Here is a 22,041-nt window from a genome sequence, read left to right on the forward strand (position 1 = left end):
GAGCACACCGTGACCGACGCACACACCGCCGGCCCCTTCATCGCGGCCATCGACCAGGGCACCACGTCCAGCCGCTGCATCGTCTTCGACCGCGACGGGCGCATCGTCTCCGTCGACCAGAAGGAGCACGAGCAGATCTTCCCGAAGCCGGGCTGGGTCGAGCACAACGCCACCGAGATCTGGACCAACGTCGAGGAAGTCGTCGCCGGGGCCATCTCCAAGGCCGGCATCACCAGCGCCGACATCAAGGCCATCGGCATCACCAACCAGCGCGAGACCACGCTGCTGTGGGACAAGAACACCGGCGAGCCGGTGTACAACGCCATCGTCTGGCAGGACACCCGCACCGACGCCCTCTGCAAGGAGCTCGGCCGCAACGTCGGCCAGGACCGCTTCCGCCGCGAGACGGGCCTGCCGCTGGCCTCCTACTTCGCCGGGCCCAAGGCCCGCTGGCTGCTCGACAACGTCGACGGCCTGCGCGAGCGCGCCGAGGCGGGCGACATCCTCTTCGGCACCATGGACTCCTGGGTCATCTGGAACCTGACGGGCGGGGTGAACGGCGGCAAGCACGTCACCGACGTCACCAACGCCTCGCGCACCATGCTGATGAACCTGCACACCATGGAGTGGGACGAGCGCATCGCCGAGTCCATCGGCGTGCCGACCCAGATCCTCCCCGAGATCCGCTCCTCCGCCGAGGTCTACGGCGAGGTCACCGGCGGCAAGCTCGGCGACATCCTGGGCGGCGTCCCGGTCGCCTCCGCGCTCGGCGACCAGCAGGCGGCCCTGTTCGGCCAGACCTGTTTCGAGGAGGGCGAGGCCAAGTCCACGTACGGCACCGGCACGTTCATGCTGATGAACACCGGTGAGAAGGCCATCAACTCGTACTCCGGACTGCTCACCACCGTGGGCTACCAGATCGGCGAGCAGAAGCCGGTCTACGCCCTCGAGGGCTCCATCGCCGTCACCGGCTCGCTCGTGCAGTGGATGCGCGACCAGATGGGCCTGATCAACTCCGCCGCCGAGATCGAGACCCTCGCGTCCTCGGTCGACGACAACGGCGGCGCGTACTTCGTACCGGCCTTCTCGGGCCTGTTCGCCCCGTACTGGCGTTCCGACGCCCGCGGTGTGATCGCCGGTCTGACCCGGTACGTCACCAAGGCGCACATCGCGCGCGCCGTTCTGGAGGCCACCGCCTGGCAGACCCGTGAGATCACCGACGCCATGACGAAGGACTCCGGCGTCGAGCTCGCGGCCCTCAAGGTCGACGGCGGCATGACCTCCAACAACCTGCTGATGCAGACCCTCTCGGACTTCCTGGACGCGCCGGTGGTGCGCCCCATGGTCGCCGAGACGACCTGCCTCGGCGCCGCCTATGCCGCCGGTCTCGCCGTCGGCTTCTGGTCCTCCACCGACGACCTGCGCGCCAACTGGCGCCGGGCCGCGGAGTGGACCCCCCGCATGGACGCGGACATCCGCGACCGTGAGTACAAGAACTGGCTCAAGGCCGTCGAGCGGACCATGGGCTGGCTCGAAGACGAGAGCTGACGAGAGCTGAGCTGAACCGCACTCGGCTCGGCTGATGAGGAGTTAAGCAACCATGACCACCCTGCAGAGCGGCCCCGCCTTTCCGGCTCTCGGCACGCCTCCGGCCGCGGGCAGCGCGCCGAGCCGCGCCGAGACCCGGGAACGTCTGTCCAAGGCGTCCTACGACCTCCTGGTGATCGGCGGCGGAATCCTGGGCATCTCCACCGCCTGGCATGCCGCGCAGTCGGGTCTCAGGGTGGCCCTGGTGGACGCCGGCGACTTCGCCGGCGCCACCTCCTCCGCCTCCTCCAAGCTTCTCCACGGCGGTCTGCGCTACCTGCAGACCGGCGCGGTGAAGCTGGTCGCGGAGAACCACTTCGAGCGGCGTGCGGTGTCACGCCAGGTGGCACCGCACCTCGCCAACCCGCTCACCTTCTACCTGCCGGTCTACAAGGGCGGCCCGCACGGCGCCGCCAAGCTCGGCGCGGGCGTCTTCGCCTACTCGGCCCTGTCCGCGTTCGGCGACGGCGTCGGCCACCTGCTCTCCCCCGCCAAGGCGGCGCAGGACGTGCCGGAGCTGCGCACGGACAACCTGAAGGCCGTCGCCGTGTACGGCGACGACCAGATGAACGACGCGCGCATGGCCCTGATGACGGTCCGCGCCGCCGCCGAGGCCGGCGCCGCCGTCCTCAACCACGCCGAGGTCACCGGCCTGCGCTTCACCGGCGGCCGGGTCACCGGAGCCGACCTCAAGGACCGCGTGGACGGCGAGGAGTTCGGCGTCAACGCCCGCCTGGTCCTGAACGCGACCGGCCCCTGGGTCGACCACCTGCGCAAGATGGAGAACCCGGACGCGGCCCCCTCCATCCGTCTGTCCAAGGGCGCGCACCTGGTCCTCAAGCGCACCGCCCCCTGGAAGGCCGCGCTGGCCACGCCGATCGACAAGTACCGCATCACGTTCGCCCTGCCCTGGGAGGACATGCTGCTGCTCGGCACCACCGACGAGGAGTTCGAGGGCGACCCGGCGGACGTGCGCGTCACCGAGTCCGACACCGCGCAGATCCTGGACGAGGCCGCGTTCTCCATCCGCGACCAGCAGCTGTCCCGGGACCTGATCACGTACTCCTTCGCGGGTCTGCGGGTGCTTCCCGGCGGTCCCGGCGACACCTCCAAGGCCAAGCGCGAGACGGTCGTCACCGAGGGCCGCGGCGGCATGCTGTCGGTCGCGGGCGGCAAGTGGACGACGTTCCGCCACATCGGCCGTACGGTCATGAAGAAGCTGGAGGCGCTGCCGGGCCACCCGCTCGGTGACGACTACGAGCCGATCTCCGAGCTGCCGAAGAAGCTGCCGCTGCCCGGTATCGCCAACCCGCGCGCGGTCGCCCACCGCCTCCTGGTCGACGGCCCGGCGCCCGGCCCGCGCATGGCGCCCGACACCGCGCGCCACCTGGCCACGCACTACGGCTCCCTGTCCTTCGACATCGCCCGCCTGGCGAACGAGAACCCGGAGCTGGCCGAGCGCGTGCACCCCGACGCCCCGGAGATCTGGGCGCAGGTCGTGTACGCCCGTGACAACGAGTGGGCCGAGACGGCCGACGACGTGCTGCGTCGCCGTACGACCCTGACGATCCGGGGCCTGGCGACGGACGAGATCCGTGGCAAGGTCGAGGACCTGCTGGGCAAGAAGAGCTGACGCGCAAGCGCTGCCCCCAGGGCAGTCGGTAAGGGGCGGTCGCCATGGCGACCGCCCCTTACTCATACCTCGCTCCTGCCTCTACCGGGGGGTGCCATGCCGCCGCCACACCGCCGCAACGTTCGACGCGCACATTTGAAGCATGAAGTTTCAGGTCCTTTCCCTCATCTCCCACTCGCCCCACCCCCTGACCGGTGAACTCCCCTCCGCCGCCGAGCGGTTCGAGGACGTCGTCGAGGTCGGTGTCGAGGCGGAACGGCTCGGATACGACGCGTACGCGGTGGGCGAGCGGCACGCGGGCGCGTTCCTGTCGTCGAGCCCGACGGTGGTGCTCGGCGCGCTCGCGGCGCGCACGTCCCGCATCCGGCTCCTGACCGGCGTGACGGTGGTCGCGATCCTCGACCCGGTGCGGGTCGCCGAGGACTACGCGACGCTCGACCAGCTCTCGCGCGGGCGCGTGGAGCTGGTGATCGGCAAGGGTGCCGAGGCGGGCCACTTCGACCTGTTCGGGCTCGACGAGGCCCGCCAGTGGGACCTCCAGAAGGAGAAGTACGAACTCCTGCGGCGGCTGTGGCGGGAGGAGAACGTCGACTGGGCGGGCGAGTTCCGTCCCGCCCTGAAGGACGTGACGACCGTGCCGCGCCCGTACGCCGGTCCGCCGCGCGTCTGGCACGGCTCCGCGACCTCCCGCAACTCCCCCGAACTCGCCGCCCTGCACGGCGATCCGCTCTTCACCGCCAACGCCATCCAGCCGCGCGCCGCGTACGCGAAGCTCATCGCGCACTACCGGGAGCGGTTCGAGGCGCACGGCCACGACCCGGCGCGGGCCCATGTGGCGGCGGGCTCGGGCGGGTTGCTCATCGCGGACAGCGCGGAGCAGGCCGTGAGCCGCTACCGGGAACTGTACGAGGCGAGGGTGCGCCAGACGTTCAAGCCGCACCTCGAAGGAAAGGCGGGCTACAACACCCCTTTCCGCACGATCGAGGACGCCGTCGCCGACGGACCGCAGCTCATCGGATCCCCGCAGCAGATCATCGACAAGATCCTCGGCTACCACGAGGTGTACCGGCACGATCTGCAGTCGATCTCCGTGGACGGGTTCGGCCTGGCGCGCGGCGAACAGGTCGAAACCCTCCAGCGGTTCGCGGAGGAGATCGCTCCGGTGGTGCGGCGCGAGGCGCCGTCGACACTCTGGTCCGACGCCTGACCGCTCCCGTCCCCTCCCCCGGGCCGACGGCGGGCCGTCGTCCACGCTGTGGAACACCTCGTGCCCCCGGACCGCTCCGGGCTACGATCCGCACAGGCGTCCGGCCCCGCCCCTGTACCACTCACTGCCTTCTGGAGTGACCCATGACTCTCCTCACCACCTGGCCGGAGTCCGGCCCCGCGACCGTCGTGCGCCGTACCGCCGACCCCGTCGAGATAGCCGCCGCGCTCGCGCCCCTCGGCGTGCGCTACGAACAGTGGCCGGTCCGCGCGGACGTGCCCGCCGACGCGGACAGCGACACCGTGTTCGCCGCGTACCGCGCGGAGATCGACCAGCTCAACGCCGAAGAGGGCTTCCGGACCGTCGACGTGGTCGCCCTGCACCCGAGCGACGACCCCGGGTGGCCCGACAAGGCCAGGGCCGCCCGGCAGAAGTTCCTCGCCGAGCACACCCACGACGACGATGACGAGGTGCGCTTCTTCGTCGCGGGCGCCGGGATCTTCTATCTGCACGTGGCAGGCGAAGTGCACGCCGTCTACTGCGAGAAGGGCGATCTGCTCGGGGTGCCGCGCGGCACGACGCACTGGTTCGACATGGGTACGTCGCCGTCGTTCACCGCCATCCGCTTCTTCCACGAGGAGGACGGCTGGGTCGGCAACTTCACCGGCAGCCCCATCGCCGAGCGCTTCCCGGACTTCGACACCCTCCACGCCGGGTACGCGGAGTCCGCCGCGTGAGCGTGCGCTTCCCGTCCGGCTCGGTCGACGCCGTGGTGCTCGACATCGAGGGCACCACGAGCGCCACCGGCTTCGTCGTGGACGTCATGTACCCCTACGCCCGCGAGCGGTTCGGCGAGCTGCTGACCCGGCGGGCCGGGGAGCCGGTCGTCGCGCGGGCCGTGGCGCAGGTCCGCGAGGAGATCGGCGAACCGGACGCGGACGCGGCGCGCGTCGAGAAGGTCCTCGGCGAGTGGGCCGACGCGGACCGCAAGGCGACCCCCCTGAAGGCCCTCCAAGGCGTCCTCTGGGCCGAGGGGTTCGCCCTCGGGGACCTCGTCTCCCACTTCTACGAAGACGTCGTTCCGGTGCTGCGGCGGTGGCACGCCGCCGGGCTGAGCCTGTACGTGTACTCCTCCGGATCGGTGGCCGCGCAGCGCGCCTGGTTCGCCCACTCCGCCGAGGGTGACCTCACCCGGCTCGTCAGCGGCCTGTACGACACCGAGAACGCCGGGCCGAAGCAGGAGGCCGGCTCCTACCGCGCCATCACCGCCGCGATCGGTGTGCCGGCCGGGCGCACCCTCTTCCTGTCCGACCGGCTCGGGGAGTTGGACGCCGCGCGGGACGCCGGGTGGCGGACCGTGGGCGTGCGGCGGGTCGGGGAGCCGTACTTCGCCGCCGGGGTCGGCGGGCATCCGGAGGCAGCCGCCTTCGGGGAGATCGAGTTGCTCTCTGAGCGGAGGACGGACGCATGAGCGGGATCGCTGGCCGTGGGGCCGACCTTGGCCCGAAGCTTGACCTGGACCTTCAGGAGGCCGGGGCCGTGCTCGCCGCCGAGGCTGCGCGGTTCGCCTCCTTCGGCTGGATGCGCGGGACCTCCGGGAACCTCTCCGTCGTCGTCTCCCGCGATCCCGTACGGCTCGCCGTCACCGCCAGCGGGCGCGACAAGGGCGAACTCACCCCCTCCGACGTCGTCCTCACCGACGACCAGGGCGCCGCTCTCGGGGCCGGGCGGCCGTCCGCCGAGGCCGCGCTGCACGCGCGGGTCGTGCGGCTCACCGGGGCGGGGGCCGTGGTCCACGTCCACACCGTCGCCTCCGTCGCGCTCGGGCGGCGGCGGCCGGAGGGCATCGGCTTCCGGGACCTGGAGATGCTCAAGGGGCTCGGGCATCCCACCCACGAGGTGGCCGTCACCCTGCCGGTGATCGGCAACAGCCAGGACATGGAGGTGCTCGGGGATCGGCTCGAGGCCGCCCTTTCGCCCGGGATGCCGGCTGTGGTGGTGGCTGGGCACGGCTTGTACGTCTGGGGAGCGGATCCTCGCGAGGCGCGGCATCGGGCCGAGGTGGTGGAGTGGTTGCTGGAGCTGGAGCTGGCGGAGGGTTGAGCCTTGCCGGGGGCTCCCCAACCCCACCCCTTCCCGAAACCGGGGGCTGCGCCCCCGGACCCCCGCTGATCGGCGCTCCGCGCCTCGTCCTCAAGCGCCGGACGGGCTGAATAGGGGTGGGGGTCACGGGCGGGTGGGACAAGCCCCCGCCGAATCGCCGCTCCGCGGCTCGTCCTCAAACGCCGGACGGGCTGGTGCATACCGGCACATTTTCCAGCCCCTCGTGAGGCCCCCCTACCCCACCGGCATCTCGCCCGCCGAAACCTCCCGTACGCCCCGCTCCGTCACCAGAGCCGTCACCAGCTTCCCCGGCGTCACGTCGAACGCCGGGTTGTGGCCGCGCGACGCGGCGGGCGTGGTGCGGAGGCCGCCCCAGGAGAGGACCTCGTCCTCGCTCCGCAGTTCGATGCGGATGCCGTCGCCGGTGGCGGTGGCGAGGTCGACGGTGGTGGTGGGGGCGGCGACGACGAAGGGGATGCGGGCGTAGGCGCAGGCGAGGGCGATGCCGACGGTGCCGACCTTGTTGGCGGTGTCGCCGTTGGCGGCGATGCGGTCGGCCCCGACGACGGCCGCGTCGACCTCGCCGCGCAGGATGGTCCCGGCGGCGGCGGAGTCGGCCTGCACGAAGTGCGGGATGCCTTCCTGGGCGAGTTCCCAGGCGGTGAGCCGCGCGCCCTGGAGGAGCGGCCGGGTCTCGTCGGCGTACACGGTCTCCAGGCGCCCGCGCCGGTGGAGTTCACGGATGACGCCGAGCGCGGTCCCCCACCCGGCGGTGGCGAGGGCACCGGTGTTGCAGTGGGTGAGGACACGCAGGGGACGGTCGACGCCGACGCGGGCGAGGAGCCAGTCGGCGCCGTACGCGCCCATGGCGTGGTTGGCCTTGAGGTCCTCGTCGACGACGGCGTGCGCCTCGGCGAGCACCGCGTCGAGCCCTTCGTCGACGCGCGGCGCGACCCGGTCGACGCTCGCCATGAGGTTCACGGCGGTGGGCCGCGCGGCGCGGATCCGGGCGACCTCGGCGTCGAGACGGGCCCGCGTCCAGCCCTCCCGCTCGCCCTGGACGAGGGCGAGCGCCACGCCGTACGCACCGGCCGCGCCGATCGCGGGCGCGCCCCGGACCACCAACCGCACGATGGCGTCCACGAGTTGGCCGACGGTGCGCACCTCGACGCGCTCCAGGGCGTGCGGCAGGGCCGTCTGGTCGATCAGGGACAGGGCGGGGCCGTCCGCCGATGTCGTCCAGAGGACGGCGCGCAGGTCCTGGCTGCTGCTGTTGCTCATGCTGCTCAACTCCGGGGAATCCCCGAGGAGATCGGGGAGATCAGAGGGTGCGAGGGGTGCCGCCACCGTACCTGACCTGCCCGAACCACATTTCGAGACGTTCGTGCGGCCGTCCGAATTCCGGTGTTACTCTCACGCCCACCCCGGTCGGACCCACGGTGTGAGGAGGACAGCCATGACCGCCAAGAGCGCCGTGTGCCGCCCCGCCGTGTCCCGCGGCCACCTCATGTGCCGCTGTCGCCGCTGTATGCCCGGTACGGGCTGTATGCGCTGAGCGGCGCCCTTCCGTCGCTCGCCCACCGCTCCCCGTACCGCCACCCCGGGCTCCCCCTTCCCCCGCGCGCCCCACCGCGTCAACTCCCTGCCTGCCGTTGCCTGATCCCCAGGCACCTTCCAGAAGGCGCACCCTGATGACTGTTCCGTCCGGTCCGGCTGTTCGGCTGTTCCCGCCGTCCCCGACCTCCCCGTCGCCATCGCCGTCACCGTCACCGTCACCGTCGAGGAGGAGCCGCACCCTTCGCCTCACGAGCGCCGTCGTCGGCGCCGCCCTCCTCGCCACCGGCTGCAACGCCGCAGCCAAGGACGACGGCGCGGACAAGGAAGGCGGCGGCAAGGCGTTCACGCTCGTCACGCCCGACCCCGTGGCGCAGAACGAGTTCCTGAAGCTCGCCGTCACCGGCGTCGAGGCGGCGGCGAAGAAGCAGGGCGGCAGCCGGCGGGTGTTCCAGAGCAGCGACACCAACTCGCGGCAGCAGAACGTGCAGTCGGCGGTGGACTCCGCGCCGGACGTCGTCGTGCTGGTCGGCTTCGAGTTCGCCGACCTCGTGGCGCAGCAGGCCGAGGCGCACCCCGACCAGCAGTTCCTGCTGGTCGACGCGTGCACCGAGAAGACGTACAAGAACGTGACGTGTGCGGTGTTCCGGGAGCACGAGGCGGTGTATCTGGCGGGCGCCGAGGCCGGGCTGCTGAGCGAGAGCCAGAAGGTCGGTGCCGTGGACGTGCTCGACACGCCCCAGTTCCGGCGCTACAGCGAGCCGTTCGCGGCGGGCGCGAAGAAGGTCCGCGCGGGGACCTCGTCGCGGACGCTGTTCGTGGGCGGGCAGTCGCCGTTCAACGACGCGGCGCGCGCCAAGGACCAGGCGGCGACACTCGCGTCGGGCGGCGCCGACCAGGTGATGGCGGCCGCCGCGGGCGGCAACACCGGCGTCTTCCAGGCTGCGAAGGCCAAGGGCTTCCAGGCGTACGGCGTGGACGCCAACCAGTGCCTGACGGCTCCCGGCGTCGTCGTCGACAACGTCCTGAAGAAGACCGATGTCGCCGTCGAGAAGGGCGTCGCGCAGATCCTCGCGGGCAAGGGCGGCTCGACCGTCTCGTACGGCCTGAAGGAGGGCGGGATGTCGCTGACCGGCCTGGAGCCGGGGCTCGGCGCATCCAAGTGCCTCATCGCGGACCACCGCGACGTGCTGAAGCGGGTGAAGGGGCTGCGGGACGACATCGTCGCCGGGAAGCTGACGGTCGATGACCCGGCCGCCTGAGCCCGCCCCGGCGACGGCGACGACGGCGACGGCGACGGCGACGGCGAGCGCCGGGGAAGCCGCTCCGCCGGCCGCAGGCACCGCGACCGCACCGCCCGCCGTCGAACTGCGCGGCATCACCAAGGAGTTCCCCGGCACCCTCGCCAACGACCGCGTGGACCTGACCGTCGCGCGCGGCGAGATCCACGCCCTGATGGGTGAGAACGGGGCGGGCAAGTCCACGCTGATGTCCGTCCTGTACGGGCTGCTGCGGCCGGACGCCGGGCGGATCCTGCTCGACGGGCGCGAGGTCGCCTTCGCCGACCCGAGCCAGGCGATCGCCGCGGGGCTCGGCATGGTGCACCAGAGCTTCCGGCTCTTCCCTTCGTTCACCGTCGCCGAGAACGTGGTGTTCGCCGCCGAGCCGCGCCGCTTCGGCCTCGTGGACCGGGCGGCGGCCGTGCGCGAGGTGGGCGCGCTCGCCGAGCGGCACGGACTCGCCGTCGATCCGGCGGCGCGGGTCGGTGACCTGCCGGTGGGGGTGCGCCAGCGCGTGGAGATCCTCAAGCTGCTGCACCGGGGTGCCCGCACGCTCATCCTGGACGAGCCCACCGCCGTGCTGACGCCCGCCGAGGCCGACGCGCTGTTCGCGGTGCTGCGGTCGCTGGCCGCCGACGGCCGCACCGTTCTCCTGGTCACGCACAAGCTGCGTGAGGTCATGGAGGGCAGCGACGCCGTGACGGTGCTGCGGGACGGGCGGGTGGCCGCGCGCCTGCGCACGGCCGAGACCAGCGCGGACGCCCTCGCCGAGGCGATGACGGGGCGCGCGGTCGTGCTCGACCGGGTGCATCCGTCCGGTGCGCCGGGCGACGAGGTCCTCGCGGTGAGCGAGCTGCGGACCGACGCCGTGCGGGACGTCTCGCTGTCCGTGCGCGCCGGGGAGATCGTCGGCATCGCCGGGGTCGCGGGCAACGGCCAGAGCGAACTCGTCGAGGCCGTCGCCGGTCTGCGGCCCGTCACCGGCGGCCGGGTCGCCCTGGCCGGGGTCGACATCACGCACGCGTCGGCCGCGCGGCGGCGGGCGGCCGGACTCGCGTACGTCCCCGAGGACCGGGCCGCCGTGGGCACCGCGCCCGCCGCGTCCGTCGCCGAGAACCTCGCCATGGGGCACCACCGGGGGCACCGGCTGCTGCGGCCGTCCTGGCTGCGGGCGCACGCGCGCGAGCTGATCGAGCGGTTCTCGATCAAGGCCGCGTCCGAGCGGCACCCGGCGGGCGCCCTGTCCGGCGGGAACCTCCAGAAGCTGGTCATCGGCCGGGAACTCGCCCATGAGGCGCCCCTGCTGATCGCCGAGCAGCCCACGCGCGGCGTCGACATCGGCGCGATCCAGACCATCCACCAGGAGCTGATCGCCCACCGGGACGCGGGGCACGCCATCCTGCTCGTCTCGGCCGAGCTGAGCGAAATCCGGGGGCTCTCGGACCGGGTGCTCGTGATGTACGAGGGGCGCGTGACGGCCGAGTTCACTCGCGAAGAGGCGGACGAGCGGGCGCTGGGGCTTGCGATGGCGGGCGGGGGGTCGGGCCCGCCCGCACCCGCTCCCGAAGGCGCGGCCGCAGCCACCGAACCCGCGGCTCCCAAGGAAGGCCTCCCTCATGGCAGTTGAGACCCCCTCGGTCCCCTCCCCATCGCCCCCGGCCCCACCCCCGGCCACCCGCGCCCCGCGCTCCCCCGCCCTGCGCCGCTTCCTGGGCTCCTCCGCCCTGCACTCCGTCCTCGCCGCCGTGGCCGTGGGCGCGCTGTTCCTGCTCGGGACGGGCGCCGACCCCGTGGACGCGTACGGATCCGTCGTCACCGGCGCGCTCGGTCCGGACGGGATCGGGCCGACCCTGACGACGGGGACGTCCGTCCTCGGCCTCGCGGTCGCGCTCGCCGTCCCCCTTCGGGCGGGCCTGCTGAACCTCGGCGGGGACGGGCAGCTCGTGCTCGGCGGGATCGCGGCGGCGGCGACCGGTCTGTACGTACCGCTGCCCGCGCCCCTCGCGGTGGCGGCCGCGCTGCTCGCGGGCACGGTCGCCGGGGCCGCGTACGCAGCCCTTGCCGCGGTGTGCCAGAACCGGTTCGGGGTGCCGCTGCTCGTCAGCAGTCTGCTCCTCGGCTATCCGGCGATGTCCTTCGCCTCGTACCTGGCGCGCTTCCCGCTGAAGGAGGACGGGTCGAGCCTGCCGCAGACGCGGCGGCTGCCCGACGGCGTCGCGCTGCCCGCCTTCGGGGACTCGACGGTCACCGTCGGCCTGCTGCTCGTCCTGCTCGCCGCCGGTCTGTTCGTGTTCGCGGACGCCCGCACCGGCGCCGGCTACGAGATCCGGATGACCGGCCTGAACCCGCGCTTCGCCGCGTACGCGGGCGTGGACCGGCCGCGCCTGACACTGCGCCTGATGGCGCTGTCCGGCGGCATGGCGGGCCTGGTGGGCGCGATCGGCGTGCTCAGCTTCCCCTACCGCTTCATCGACGGGGCGCTGACCGGCGCGGGGCACACCTGGACGGCGCTCACCGCGGCGCTGCTTGCGTCCGCCGCGCCCCTCGGGACGGCGCTCGCCGCGCTGTTCTTCGCGGCGCTCGACGTGGGCGGGCTCGCCATGGAGCGGGCCACGGAGGTGCCGCGCGAGCTGACGCAGGTGCTCCAGGCCGTCGTCATCGTGTTCCTCGCGGCGCGGCTGCGCCTCACCTGGCGACGCGCGCGCAGACCCGAGGGCGCGGAGGAGTCCCGCGGGGCGCGCGGCACGGACCACGCGCCCGGCAAGGTCCTCGCACCCGGCGCGGAGCCCGCCCCCGGCCAGGACCACCCCCAGCGAACGGACAAGACCGAGGTGCCGTCCTGATGAGCGTCGACTCCGCCCTCTTCCACTCCGCGCTGCTCGCGCTCACCCCGATCCTGCTCGCCGCGCTCGGCGGCGCGATCTGCGAGCGCGCGGGCGTGTTCAACATCGGGCTCGAAGGCATGATGCTGGTCGGCTGCTTCGCGGCCGTCGCCGGGAGCTGGTACACGGGCAGCGCCTGGCTGGGCGTGGCCCTCGCCGCGCTCGCCGCGGCCGCGTACGCGCTGATCCTCGCCGTGGGCGCCATCACGCTGCGCGGCGACGCCGTCGTCCTCGGCGTCGCCCTGAACCTGCTGGCCGTCGGCCTGACGGGCTATCTGCTGCGGACCGTCTTCGGCGTCCAGGGCACCTTCTCCGACCCGGACCTGCCGGGCCTCGGCGAGATCGACGTCCCCCTGCTCGGCCCCGTCCTCTCGGGCCACTCGCTGCTCGTGTACGCGGCGTGGGGCGCCGTCGCCGTCAGCGCGCTGTTCCTCGCCCGGCACCCGTGGGGGCTGCGGCTGCGCGGTGTCGGGGAAGCGCCAGAGGCGGCCGCGACGCTGGGGGTGAGCCCGGCGAAGTACCGTTACGCCGCGGTGCTCGCGTCGGGCGTCCTGTGCGGGCTCGCGGGGGCCCAACTGGCTCTCGGCAACGTGACGTTGTTCTCGGAGAACATGACGGCGGGGCGCGGCTGGATCGCCGTGGTGGCCGTCATGCTGGGCCGGGCGGCGCCACTCGGCGTGCTGCTCGCGGCGCTGCTCTTCGGGGTCGCGGAGGCCGTGGGCTTCCGGTTGCAGGGGGTCGGGCTGCCGCAGCAGGCCACGGACGCCGCGCCGTACGTCGTGACCCTCGTCGCCCTCTTCCTGTCCACCGCACGCCGACGCCGCCGCGCCGCACCCGCACGTCCGCCCGGACCACCCCGGCGCCCGACGTCACCCAAGCCGTCCGATCCCCTGGTAGGAGCATCCTGATGACGACATCCGCCGACACCCTGCCCATCTCCGGAGTGCCGCGTTCCGGCCTGCCCCCGTACGCCGTCGTCGTCGGCGACCCCGCGCGCGCCGCGGCCGTCGCCGAGCTGCTCGACGGCGCCAAGGAGGTCTCGTACCACCGCGAGTACCGCACCTTCACCGGAAGCTGGCAGGACCTGCCCGTCGCCGTGTCCTCGCACGGGGTGGGCGCGCCCGGTGCCCTGTGCCTGTTCCAGGAGCTGGCCGACGCGGGTGTGACGCACTTCATCCGCCTGGGGACGGCGGGGGCGATCCGGCCCGGCATCGGGGACGGGGACCTGGTCGTCGCGGACGCGGCGGTGCGCGACGACGGCGTGACCCAGCAGCTGATCCCGGCCGAGTACCCGGCGTTCGCCGCGCCGGAGGCGGTGCTCGCGCTCCAGCGGGCGGCCCGGGCGGCACAAGCCCCGTACCACCGGGGCGTGGTGTGGACCCGGGCCGCCTTCCAGCCGGGCTTCCTGCCGCTGCCCGCCGAGGCCTACGAGCGGGCCGGGATCGCCGCGATCGAGATGGAGCTCTCGGCGCTGTACGTGTTCGCCTCGACGCGCGGCCTGACGGCGGGCGGCGCGCTCGTGGTCGACGGCGCCAACGCCGACGAACTGGTCGACGAGGAGGCCACCGGCGGCTACGACCCGCACCGCTCGGTGGTCGCCGACGGCGTCACCCGTGGCGCCCGGATAACCTTGGACGCACTGCGCCTGCTGGCCGCCGAGGACGCCGGGCTGCCCGCGCAGACATCGCCCACCAAGCGGTAGGCCACGCCCGCGTCGGCAGGACCCCGCCGACGCCGTGACCTCCCCGTCCCACGACACCGCAGCCCCTTCGCACGGAACGGAACTCATGATTCCCATCGATCTCCTCGTCCACGGCGGTGACGTCCTCACCGTCGACGCCTCCGGCACGGTCGTGCCCGACGGCGCGGTCGCCGTGCGCGGCGGCGAGATCGTCGAGGTCGGCCCGGCCGCGCGGCTGCACGCCGCGTACGCGGCGGCCGAGGAGATCGACGCGCGCGACTGTCTGGTGCTGCCGGGGCTCATCAACACCCATACGCACCTGGCGATGACGCTGCTGCGCGGCACCGCCGACGACGTGACCCTCCAGGGCTTCCTGGAGCGCGTCATACCGCGCGAGGCGGCACTGCTGTCGCCGGGGACGGTCGCGGCGGGCATCGGGGCGGCCGTCGCGGAGTCGGTACGCGGCGGGGTGACGGCCGCGCTCGACATGTACTGGTTCCACGAGGCGGCCGAGGAGGTGGCGCGCGCGGCCGGGTGGCGGCTGCTCACCGGGCCGACGTTCATGGACGTGCCACAGCCGCCGGACGGCCGCCCGTACGCCGACCGGCTCGGCTGGGCCGAGGCCCACCTGGCAGCCCGCACCCCGGCGCCTGGCACCCGGCCCGTGGTGTTCGCGCACTCCGCGTACACGCTGGTGCCCGAGCAGCTCACCGCGATCGCCGAGCTGGCCCGCGCCCACGGCGCGCTCCTGCACCTGCACGCCGCCGAGAACGCCACCGAGGTGGCGACGGTCACCGAACTGCACGGGATGCGCCCCGTGGAACTGCTCGACTCGCTCGGCGTGCTCGGCCCGGACACGCTCCTCGCGCACGCCGTCGACCTGACCGACGCCGAGATCGCGGCCCTCGCCCGCACCGGCACGGCCGTCGCGCACTGCCCGGTGTCCAACCTGAAGCTGGGCTGCGGCATCGCGCGGGTGCCGGACCTGACGGCGGCGGGCGTCACCGTGGGCCTGGGCACGGACGGCGCGGTGAGCTCCAACACCCTCGACGTGCTCGGCGCGGTGCGGGCGGCGGCGCTCGTGCACAAGGCGGGCGGCGACCCGACGGCGGTGGGCGCCGAGCAGGCCGTGCGGATGGCGACCGTCGAGGCCGCGCGGGCCCTCGGCCTCGACGGTCAGCTGGGGTCCCTGGAGCCCGGCAAGCGCGCCGACCTGATCGTCATCGACCTGGACCGCCCGCACCTCGCGCCCCGGCACGACCCGTACTCGACCCTCGCGTACGCCGCCGGACCCGCCGACGTGCGCGACACCGTCGTCGACGGCCGCGTCCTGATGCGCGACCGGACGCTCCTGACCGTCGACGAGCGCCGGGCCGTCGACGCCCTGCGCGAGGCCGCCGCCTCCGTTCCCCTCCCCCGCCCCCGCGCGACCGCCGAGCACCGCACCGCCGAGGTCCCCACATGACCGCCGACACCGACGTGCGCACCGGAGCCGACGTGAGCACCCCAGCACCCGAGCACCTGGCCGACCCCGTGCCCGAAGACCCCGAGCCCATGGACCCCGCCCCCGCGGATCCCCCGCCCACCGCGCCGACCCGCGGCTTCACCGGCCGCGCCCGCGCCGCCGACCGCGACCCACGCCTGCCCCCGGGCCAGTACGACGCCCGCGACGGCTGGCCCGTCCTGTCCGCCGAGGTGACCCCGAGCCTCGCGGCCGCCGACTGGACGTTCCGCGTCGACGGCCTGGTCGCGCGGCCGCGCACCTGGACCTGGGACGAGGCGCACGCGCTGCCCGCGTCCGAGTACCGGGGCGACATCCACTGCGTGACGAGCTGGTCCAAGTTCGGCGTGCGCTTCGGCGGCGTGAGCCTGGACGCGTTCCTCGCCGCCACGGACCCGGCGCCGACGGCCACCCACGTCGTCGCGTACTCCCACACCGGCTACACCACCAACCTGCCGCTCGCCGACGTGACCGGCGGGCGGGCGTGGATCGTCTGGGAGTACGACGGGGAGCCGCTGGCGCCGGAGCACGGCGGGCCCGCCCGCCTGATCGTCCCGCACCTGTACTTCTGGAAGAGCGCCAAGTGGATCGCGGGCCTCACGCTCCTCGACCACGACGAGCCGGGCTTCTGGGAGCAGAACGGCTATCACCACCGGGGCGACCCGTGGCGCGAGCAGAGGTACGCCGGTGACTGACGACTCCCTCCCTCTTGGCCCTCTTGGCCCCCTTGGCCCCCTCGGCACGGCCCCGGGCTTCGTGCCGCCGACCGCGTTCGCCGTGCCCGGCCGCATCGCCGTGAGCAACCGCTCGGCCGCCGTGTGGCAGCAGGCCCTGATCACGGACATCCGCCGGGAGACGCCCGCCGCGTCGACGTTCCGGCTGAAGGTGCCCGACTGGCAGGGCCATCTGCCGGGCCAGCACCTGATGCTGCGGCTCACCGCCCCGGACGGCTACGTCGCCCAGCGCCACTACTCCCTGGCGTCCGCGCCCGACGACAGCGGCGAGATCGAGCTGACCCTGGACCACGCGCCGGGCGGCGAGGTGTCCGGGCATCTGCACACCGTGGCCCGGGTGGGCGACACCGTGGAGGTGCGCGGCCCGCTGTCCGGCTTCTTCGCCTGGCCCGGCGACCGGCCCGCACTGCTGCTCGGCGCGGGCTCCGGCGTCGTACCGCTGATGTCGATGATCCGCCACCACCGCCGCGCGGGCCTGACCGTGCCGTTGCGCCTGATCGTCTCCGCGCGCACCCGCGAGGACCTGATCTACGCGGACGAGTACGGCGACGAGACCACGGCCGTCCTCACCCGCGCCGAAGGCCGCCTGAACGCCGGGCACTTGGCGCCGCACCTCGGCGCCGGACAGCCCGACGGCGGCTGGGAGGCGTACATCTGCGGGTCCAACGGCTTCGCCGAGCACGCCTCGCGGCTCCTGGTGGACGGCGGGCAGCCGGTGGACCGGATCAGGATCGAACGCTTCGGCTGAACCCCCTGCTCAGCGGCGGCCGCAGGGGACATAATGAGCCGATACATCGGATGTCTATTGATGGCTGTTCCCGCTAGTCCCCACTAGTCACCGCTGGTCCCCACCGGTCCGCACTGGTCCCCACCGGTCCGCGCCGGTCCGCACACTGAGGCGAGGTCCCCATGGCTGTCACGGACGAGGCCATCGAAAAGATCAAGGGCATGATCGTCTCCGGCGCGCTGCGCCCCGGCGACCGGCTGCCCAAGGAGAGCGAACTGGCCGCGGAGCTCGGGCTCTCCCGCAACTCGCTGCGCGAGGCGGTGCGGGCGCTCTCCCTGATCCGCATCCTGGACGTGCGCCAGGGCGACGGGACGTACGTCACCAGCCTGGACCCGCAACTGCTCCTCGAGGCGCTGAGCTTCGTCGTGGACTTCCACCGCGACGACACCGTCCTGGAGTTCCTCGCGGTGCGCCGGATCCTGGAGCCCGCCGCCACGGCAATGGCGGCCGCCCGCATCAGCGAGGCCGAACTGGACACGCTCACCGCCCAGTTGGACGCGCTCGGCGCGGCGCCGAGCGTGGAGGAGCTGGTGGCCTGCGACCTGGAGTTCCACCGCGGCATCGTGCAGTCGTCCGGGAACTCGGTGCTGTGCTCCCTCCTCGACGGCCTGTCCGGGCCCACCACACGGGCCCGCGTCTGGCGCGGGCTCACCCAGGAGGACGCGGTCAGCCGCACCCTGCACGAGCACCGGGCGATCCTCGCGGCGCTGCGCGACCGGGACGCGGAGGCGGCCCGGTCCTGGGCGACGGTGCACATCGCGAGCGTGGAGCAGTGGCTGCGCTCGACCTTGTGAGTCGCCGGGCTCCACCGCGTGCGTCATGCGTGAGGGGCGATTGACCTGGGCAGTGATCCGGCACTCGGCCCCGTCGGGGGGCTGCGGAGGGCCCCGCGGGACGCCGTAAGGTTGGGGCGTACTTAGAGGAGAACGTCGGAAGGAGGCCTGGGTGATCGAGCTCGAGGGGGTACCCGAGCTGATCGACCCGGTCATGGTGGCCGCGTTCGAGGGCTGGAACGACGCCGGCGACGCCGCCTCCACCGCGGTCGCGCATCTCGACAAGGAGTGGAAGGGCGAGGTGTTCGCGGCGCTGGACGCCGAGGACTACTACGACTTCCAGGTCAACAGGCCCACGGTGTGGCTGGACGGCGGCGTGCGCAAGATCACGTGGCCGACGACGCGGCTCTCGGTGGTCCGCGTCGGCGGCGACAAGCCGCGCGACCTCGTCCTGGTGCGGGGCATCGAGCCGTCCATGCGCTGGCGTTCGTTCTGCAACGAGCTGCTCGGCTTCGCCCATGAGCTGGGCGTGGAGCTGGTCGTGATCATGGGTGCGCTGCTCGGTGACACCCCGCACACCCGCCCGGTCCCGGTCAGCGGCGTGACGTCCGACCCGGACCTGGCGCGCACCATGGACCTGGAGGAGACCAAGTACGAGGGTCCGACGGGCATCGTCGGCATCCTCCAGGAGGCGTGCACGCACGCGGGCGTCCCGGCGGTCAGCCTGTGGGCGGCCGTCCCGCACTACGTCTCGCAGCCGCCGAACCCGAAGGCGACGCTCGCGCTCCTCAACCGCCTGGAGGACCTGATCGACCTCAGGATCCCCCTCGGCGAGCTGACGGAGGACGCGCGCGCCTGGCAGCTGGGCGTCGACCAGCTCGCCGCCGAGGACAGCGAGGTCGCCGAGTACGTCCAGTCCCTGGAGGAGGCGCGGGACACGGCGGAGCTGCCCGAGGCGTCCGGCGAGGCCATCGCGCGGGAGTTCGAGCGGTATCTGCGGCGGCGCGACGGCGGCGGCCCCGGTCCCGTCGCCGGGACCGGGCAGGTCGGCGGGCACGCCACGGACGGCGGGGACGGGGCGGCGTATCTGCGGGACACGCCGAGCGAGCGCACCCGGCCGCCGAAGCCGCAGCCGCGCCCGGAGCCCACGGACGCCAAGGGCGACCCGGCCGAGTCAAGCCAGGAGTCCGGCACCGCCGAAACCGCGAAATCCGCGGGCTCCGACGGTGGCGCGGCCGACGGCGACGGAAACGACGCCCGTGGCGACAAGACGGACGGCACGAAGAAAGACGATTCCTCGTCAGAGGATTCCTCCGAGGACTGAGCCGGTCGACGGCACGTTCCAGGGGCGGCACCCGCGAGGGTGCCGCCCCTTCTCGTTGCCCAGGGCCCAGGAGACCACAGCCATCACGCCCGTATATGGCCGGTATCAGGCGTGACACGAGTTTGTTGATGAAATGCACACGGTTCCCAACTCAACTTCCGTTCAAACTCTGTTGGGCGAAAGTGGTCTGGACGGCCGGGCCCGGCGGTAGCAGGGTGTGCAGCGACCGGAAGGCAGGCGGGGCGCGGTAACCGAAGGGAGCGGTGAAGCGATGACCGACCAGGTGCAGCGGGGCAGCGACCCCGGGGGCAGTGGCCCCGGACCCGATGGCGCGGGGTTCACGTATCGGGCCGCCGAGCAGGAACTGATCGTCGTCGCCCGGCCGGAGGCCCGGCTGCGCGCCCAGGAGCAGGGTGTCCGCTCGGCGTCGGGCTCCGACGTGTCGGCCCTGAACATGTTCCTCAGCGATGAACAACTCACCCTGGAGCCGCTGTTCGGCAGCGAGGACCGGCTCCGGGCCGCGGCGCCGGACGCCCAGGGCGAGGTGCCCGACCTGGCGCTCTTCTACCGGGTGCGCGGGGGCGGGGACCGCGCCCAGGAACTGCGCGCGCGGATGGCGGCGCTGCCCGGCGTCGACACGGCGTACGTGAAGCCGGGCGCCGTACCGGCCGCGCTCGGGCCCGTCGCGCCGCAGGGCGGCGCGGGCGAGCCGGACGAGGCGCGGCGCCGCAAGGAAGGGATGCCGGCGACGGCGGACTTCAGCGGCCGCCAGGGCTATCTGCGGCCTGCGCCCGAGGGCGTCGACGCGTACTGGGCCTGGCAGCGCCTGGGCGGCGGCGGTGACGGCGTGACCGTCATCGACATCGAGGGCGCCTGGCAGCTGAGCCACGAGGACCTGGCGGCGAAGCTCGCGGGCGTGGTGATCGGCACCCCCATCCAGGACCTTGCGTGGCGCAACCACGGCACCGCCGTGATCGGTGTCATCGGCGCCGACCGCAACGCCATCGGCGTCACCGGCATCGTGCCGGACGCCGTGACCGCGGTCGCGTCCTTCACCCCGGCGGGCACGGCGGCGACGATCCACGCCGCGGCAGACCGGCTCGCGCCGGGCGACGTCATCCTCATCGAACTGCACCGCCCGGGGCCGAGGTTCGACTTCGAGACGCGCGACGACCAGAAGGGCTACATCGCCATCGAGTGGTGGCCGGACGACTTCGCCGCGGTCCGGTACGCGACGGCCAAGGGGATCATCGTCGTGGGGGCGGCGGGCAACGGCGCGGAGTCCCTGGACGACGCGGTGTACGAGCGGCGCCCCGACGAGTTCCCGTCCTGGTGGCGCAACCCCTTCAACCCGTCCAACCCCTCCTCCGAGGCCGTCGTGGTCGGCGCGGGCGCGCCGCCGCCGGGCACGCACGGCCGCGACCACGGCCCGGACCGCTCGCGGCTGGCGTTCTCCAACTACGGCGCGCGCCTGGACGCGCAGGGCTGGGGCCGCGAGACCACGACGACCGGCGGCTTCTGGAACCAGCCGGGCGACCTCCAGGGCGGCGTGGACGAGATCGCCTGGTACACGGACACGTTCTCCGGCACCTCGTCGGCGTCCCCGATCGTCGTCGGCGCCGTCGCCGCGCTCCAGGGCGTCCTCAAGGCCGCGGGCCAGCAGCCGATGACGTCGTCCCGCGCGCGCGGCGTGCTGCGGGCCACCGGGTCGCCGCAGCAGGACGGTCCCGGCCGCCCGGCGTCCCAGCGGATCGGCAACCGCCCCGACATCAGGGCGGCGGTCACCAAGCTGCTGCCCGCGGCGGTGGGCTCGGGCCTCGCCGAGCGCTACTGGGACGAGCTGATCCCGTATCCCCCCGAACTCCCGCCGCGCCTCAGGCTCTTCGTGGCCGGGCAGTGGCGGAACCTGAACAACCCCTCCCCCGAGACCCGCCAGGCGGTGCACTCCGCCTTCGCCGGGGGATCACCGGACGTGCGTGTCTGGTTCTCGGACGACGAGGTCGTCGGCCTGGTCGTCACGGGCTGAACCGCGGCACGCGACGAGAAGCACCACCGCACCACATCAACGGACCGACCATTGACGGAAGGTGGCACCCTCATGAGCACCACCCCGCAAATGAGTCAACTGGGCCAGCACCAGGGCCAGCAGTACAACCCGCAGCAGCAGTACGGGCAGCAGGGCTACGGCCCCGAGCAGTTCGGCCAGCAGCAGCCGTTCGGCCAGCAGAGCCAGCAGCAGCCCTTCGGCCAGCAGGGCCAGCAGCCGTTCGGTCAGCAGGGTCAGATCGGCCAGGGCTACGGCCAGCAGTTCGGGCAGCAGCAGGGCCCGAGCACCGCGCCGCCTCAGCCCGGCCAGATCGGTCAGCAGGGCCAGCAGCCGTTCGGTCAGCAGGGCCAGATCGGTCAGATCGGCCAGCGCCAGCAAGGCCAGCAGATCCCCGGTCAGCAGTTCCCCGGCCAGCAGCAGATGCAGCAGCAGATCCCGCAGCACCTGCGTCAGCAGATGCAGCAGCTCGGCCAGCAGCAGCCGTTCCAGCAGCTGCTGCAGCAGCTCGGCCAGGAGCAGGTCCCGCAGGCGCAGGCGCCCACGATCTCGACGCAGGCCCTCGCGGGTGCCGTCGCCCAGAGCTTCTGGGACGTCGTCCAGCCGCTGCCGGGCCAGGCCTCCCTGCTGTATCTGCACGTGGACGGCGAATGGCGCGTCTACGTGAACCCCAACGACCGCACCCGCGACCAGGTCCAGGAAGCCTTCGCGTACGGGCAGCCGGTGATCGGCTACTACGACACGAACAACCCCGGGCTGCTGCTCGCGATCGTGATCACCAGGTGACCCACACCCGGTGACGGCCCCCTCGGTGGCGCGCCACCAGCTGACGCGCCCTGGGAGAGGCCGAGGGAACCGCGGGGGGGGGGGGGGGGGGGGCGGGAAGGGGGGAGGGGGGGGGGGGGGGGGGGGGGAGGAGAGGGGGGGGGGGAGGGGGGGGCGGGGGCTGGG

General features: G+C 73.3%; 20 protein-coding genes. 18 read left to right on the plus strand and 2 right to left on the minus strand.

The window, feature by feature from the left end:
* Positions 1 to 9: 9 nt before the first annotated feature.
* The 6 genes from glpK to mtnB all read left to right on the plus strand — a co-directional run bounded on the left by glpK (position 10) and on the right by mtnB (position 6,530).
* Positions 10 to 1,548 carry a glycerol kinase GlpK gene (glpK, locus tag ACZ6AA_RS22925; RefSeq protein WP_468452994.1) on the plus strand — a complete coding sequence of 513 codons (1,539 nt, stop codon included), beginning with the start codon at positions 10 to 12 and terminating at the stop codon, positions 1,546 to 1,548.
* A 52-nt stretch (positions 1,549 to 1,600) separates the two neighbouring features.
* Complete coding sequence (locus tag ACZ6AA_RS22930) at positions 1,601 to 3,220, plus strand: glycerol-3-phosphate dehydrogenase/oxidase (RefSeq protein WP_468452992.1); 1,620 nt, start codon at positions 1,601 to 1,603, stop codon at positions 3,218 to 3,220.
* 142 nt (positions 3,221 to 3,362) lie between these two features.
* Positions 3,363 to 4,427, plus strand: a complete 1,065-nt coding sequence (locus tag ACZ6AA_RS22935; protein ID WP_468452990.1) for an LLM class flavin-dependent oxidoreductase — start codon at positions 3,363 to 3,365, stop codon at positions 4,425 to 4,427.
* A gap of 143 nt (positions 4,428 to 4,570) precedes the next feature.
* Complete coding sequence (locus ACZ6AA_RS22940) at positions 4,571 to 5,164, plus strand: 1,2-dihydroxy-3-keto-5-methylthiopentene dioxygenase (protein ID WP_468452988.1); 594 nt, start codon at positions 4,571 to 4,573, stop codon at positions 5,162 to 5,164.
* Positions 5,161 to 5,898 carry an acireductone synthase gene (mtnC, locus tag ACZ6AA_RS22945; protein ID WP_471459643.1) on the plus strand — a complete coding sequence of 246 codons (738 nt, stop codon included), beginning with the start codon at positions 5,161 to 5,163 and terminating at the stop codon, positions 5,896 to 5,898. Before ACZ6AA_RS22940 ends, mtnC begins: the two co-directional genes overlap by 4 nt.
* Positions 5,895 to 6,530, plus strand: a complete 636-nt coding sequence (gene mtnB / locus ACZ6AA_RS22950) for a methylthioribulose 1-phosphate dehydratase (protein ID WP_468452984.1) — start codon at positions 5,895 to 5,897, stop codon at positions 6,528 to 6,530. The genes mtnC and mtnB overlap by 4 nt, the downstream gene beginning before the upstream one ends.
* A gap of 234 nt (positions 6,531 to 6,764) precedes the next feature.
* Here the strand turns inward: mtnB and mtnA are convergent, their stop codons facing one another.
* Positions 6,765 to 7,811, minus strand: coding sequence for an S-methyl-5-thioribose-1-phosphate isomerase (mtnA, locus tag ACZ6AA_RS22955; RefSeq protein WP_471459645.1), 1,047 nt, complete (start codon positions 7,809 to 7,811; stop codon positions 6,765 to 6,767).
* A gap of 410 nt (positions 7,812 to 8,221) precedes the next feature.
* On the opposite strand from mtnA, the gene ACZ6AA_RS22960 reads away from it, so the two are divergent.
* The 11 genes from ACZ6AA_RS22960 (at position 8,222) to ACZ6AA_RS23010 (ending at position 21,072) form a co-directional block, all read left to right on the plus strand.
* A complete protein-coding gene (locus ACZ6AA_RS22960; protein ID WP_471459647.1) occupies positions 8,222 to 9,346 on the plus strand; it encodes a BMP family ABC transporter substrate-binding protein in 1,125 nt (374 codons plus the stop codon).
* Complete coding sequence (locus ACZ6AA_RS22965) at positions 9,330 to 10,991, plus strand: ABC transporter ATP-binding protein (RefSeq protein ID WP_471459649.1); 1,662 nt, start codon at positions 9,330 to 9,332, stop codon at positions 10,989 to 10,991. The genes ACZ6AA_RS22960 and ACZ6AA_RS22965 overlap by 17 nt, the downstream gene beginning before the upstream one ends.
* Entirely contained in the window at positions 10,981 to 12,207 is a 1,227-nt protein-coding gene (locus ACZ6AA_RS22970) for an ABC transporter permease (protein ID WP_471459651.1), read from the plus strand. Before ACZ6AA_RS22965 ends, ACZ6AA_RS22970 begins: the two co-directional genes overlap by 11 nt.
* Positions 12,207 to 13,154, plus strand: a complete 948-nt coding sequence (locus ACZ6AA_RS22975) for an ABC transporter permease (RefSeq protein WP_468452975.1) — start codon at positions 12,207 to 12,209, stop codon at positions 13,152 to 13,154. Before ACZ6AA_RS22970 ends, ACZ6AA_RS22975 begins: the two co-directional genes overlap by 1 nt.
* Positions 13,154 to 13,948 (plus strand): nucleoside phosphorylase, encoded by a 795-nt coding sequence (locus ACZ6AA_RS22980; RefSeq protein ID WP_471459653.1) that lies wholly within the window; start codon positions 13,154 to 13,156, stop codon positions 13,946 to 13,948. The genes ACZ6AA_RS22975 and ACZ6AA_RS22980 overlap by 1 nt, the downstream gene beginning before the upstream one ends.
* Positions 13,949 to 14,033: 85 nt before the next feature.
* Positions 14,034 to 15,392 (plus strand): amidohydrolase, encoded by a 1,359-nt coding sequence (locus ACZ6AA_RS22985; protein WP_468452971.1) that lies wholly within the window; start codon positions 14,034 to 14,036, stop codon positions 15,390 to 15,392.
* An 89-nt stretch (positions 15,393 to 15,481) separates the two neighbouring features.
* Entirely contained in the window at positions 15,482 to 16,123 is a 642-nt protein-coding gene (locus ACZ6AA_RS22990) for a sulfite oxidase-like oxidoreductase (RefSeq protein ID WP_471459815.1), read from the plus strand.
* A 61-nt stretch (positions 16,124 to 16,184) separates the two neighbouring features.
* Positions 16,185 to 16,910, plus strand: a complete 726-nt coding sequence (locus tag ACZ6AA_RS22995; RefSeq protein WP_471459817.1) for a ferredoxin reductase — start codon at positions 16,185 to 16,187, stop codon at positions 16,908 to 16,910.
* A gap of 161 nt (positions 16,911 to 17,071) precedes the next feature.
* Positions 17,072 to 17,743 carry a FadR/GntR family transcriptional regulator gene (locus ACZ6AA_RS23000; RefSeq protein WP_030356218.1) on the plus strand — a complete coding sequence of 224 codons (672 nt, stop codon included), beginning with the start codon at positions 17,072 to 17,074 and terminating at the stop codon, positions 17,741 to 17,743.
* A gap of 151 nt (positions 17,744 to 17,894) precedes the next feature.
* Complete coding sequence (locus tag ACZ6AA_RS23005; RefSeq protein ID WP_468452967.1) at positions 17,895 to 19,046, plus strand: PAC2 family protein; 1,152 nt, start codon at positions 17,895 to 17,897, stop codon at positions 19,044 to 19,046.
* Positions 19,047 to 19,317: 271 nt separating this feature from the next.
* A complete protein-coding gene (locus ACZ6AA_RS23010) occupies positions 19,318 to 21,072 on the plus strand; it encodes a S8 family peptidase (RefSeq protein WP_468452965.1) in 1,755 nt (584 codons plus the stop codon).
* Positions 21,073 to 21,108: 36 nt separating this feature from the next.
* Here ACZ6AA_RS23010 and ACZ6AA_RS23015 read toward each other — a convergent pair whose 3' ends face one another.
* Positions 21,109 to 21,537: a hypothetical protein gene (locus ACZ6AA_RS23015; RefSeq protein ID WP_471459656.1), complete on the minus strand. Its 429-nt coding sequence runs from the start codon at positions 21,535 to 21,537 to the stop codon at positions 21,109 to 21,111.
* On the opposite strand from ACZ6AA_RS23015, the gene ACZ6AA_RS23020 reads away from it, so the two are divergent.
* Positions 21,514 to 21,876, plus strand: a complete 363-nt coding sequence (locus tag ACZ6AA_RS23020; protein WP_468480660.1) for a hypothetical protein — start codon at positions 21,514 to 21,516, stop codon at positions 21,874 to 21,876. The genes ACZ6AA_RS23015 and ACZ6AA_RS23020 overlap by 24 nt on opposite strands.
* Positions 21,877 to 22,041: the final 165 nt, after the last annotated feature.

Source organism: Streptomyces sp. NPDC040610 (assembly GCF_055594065.1).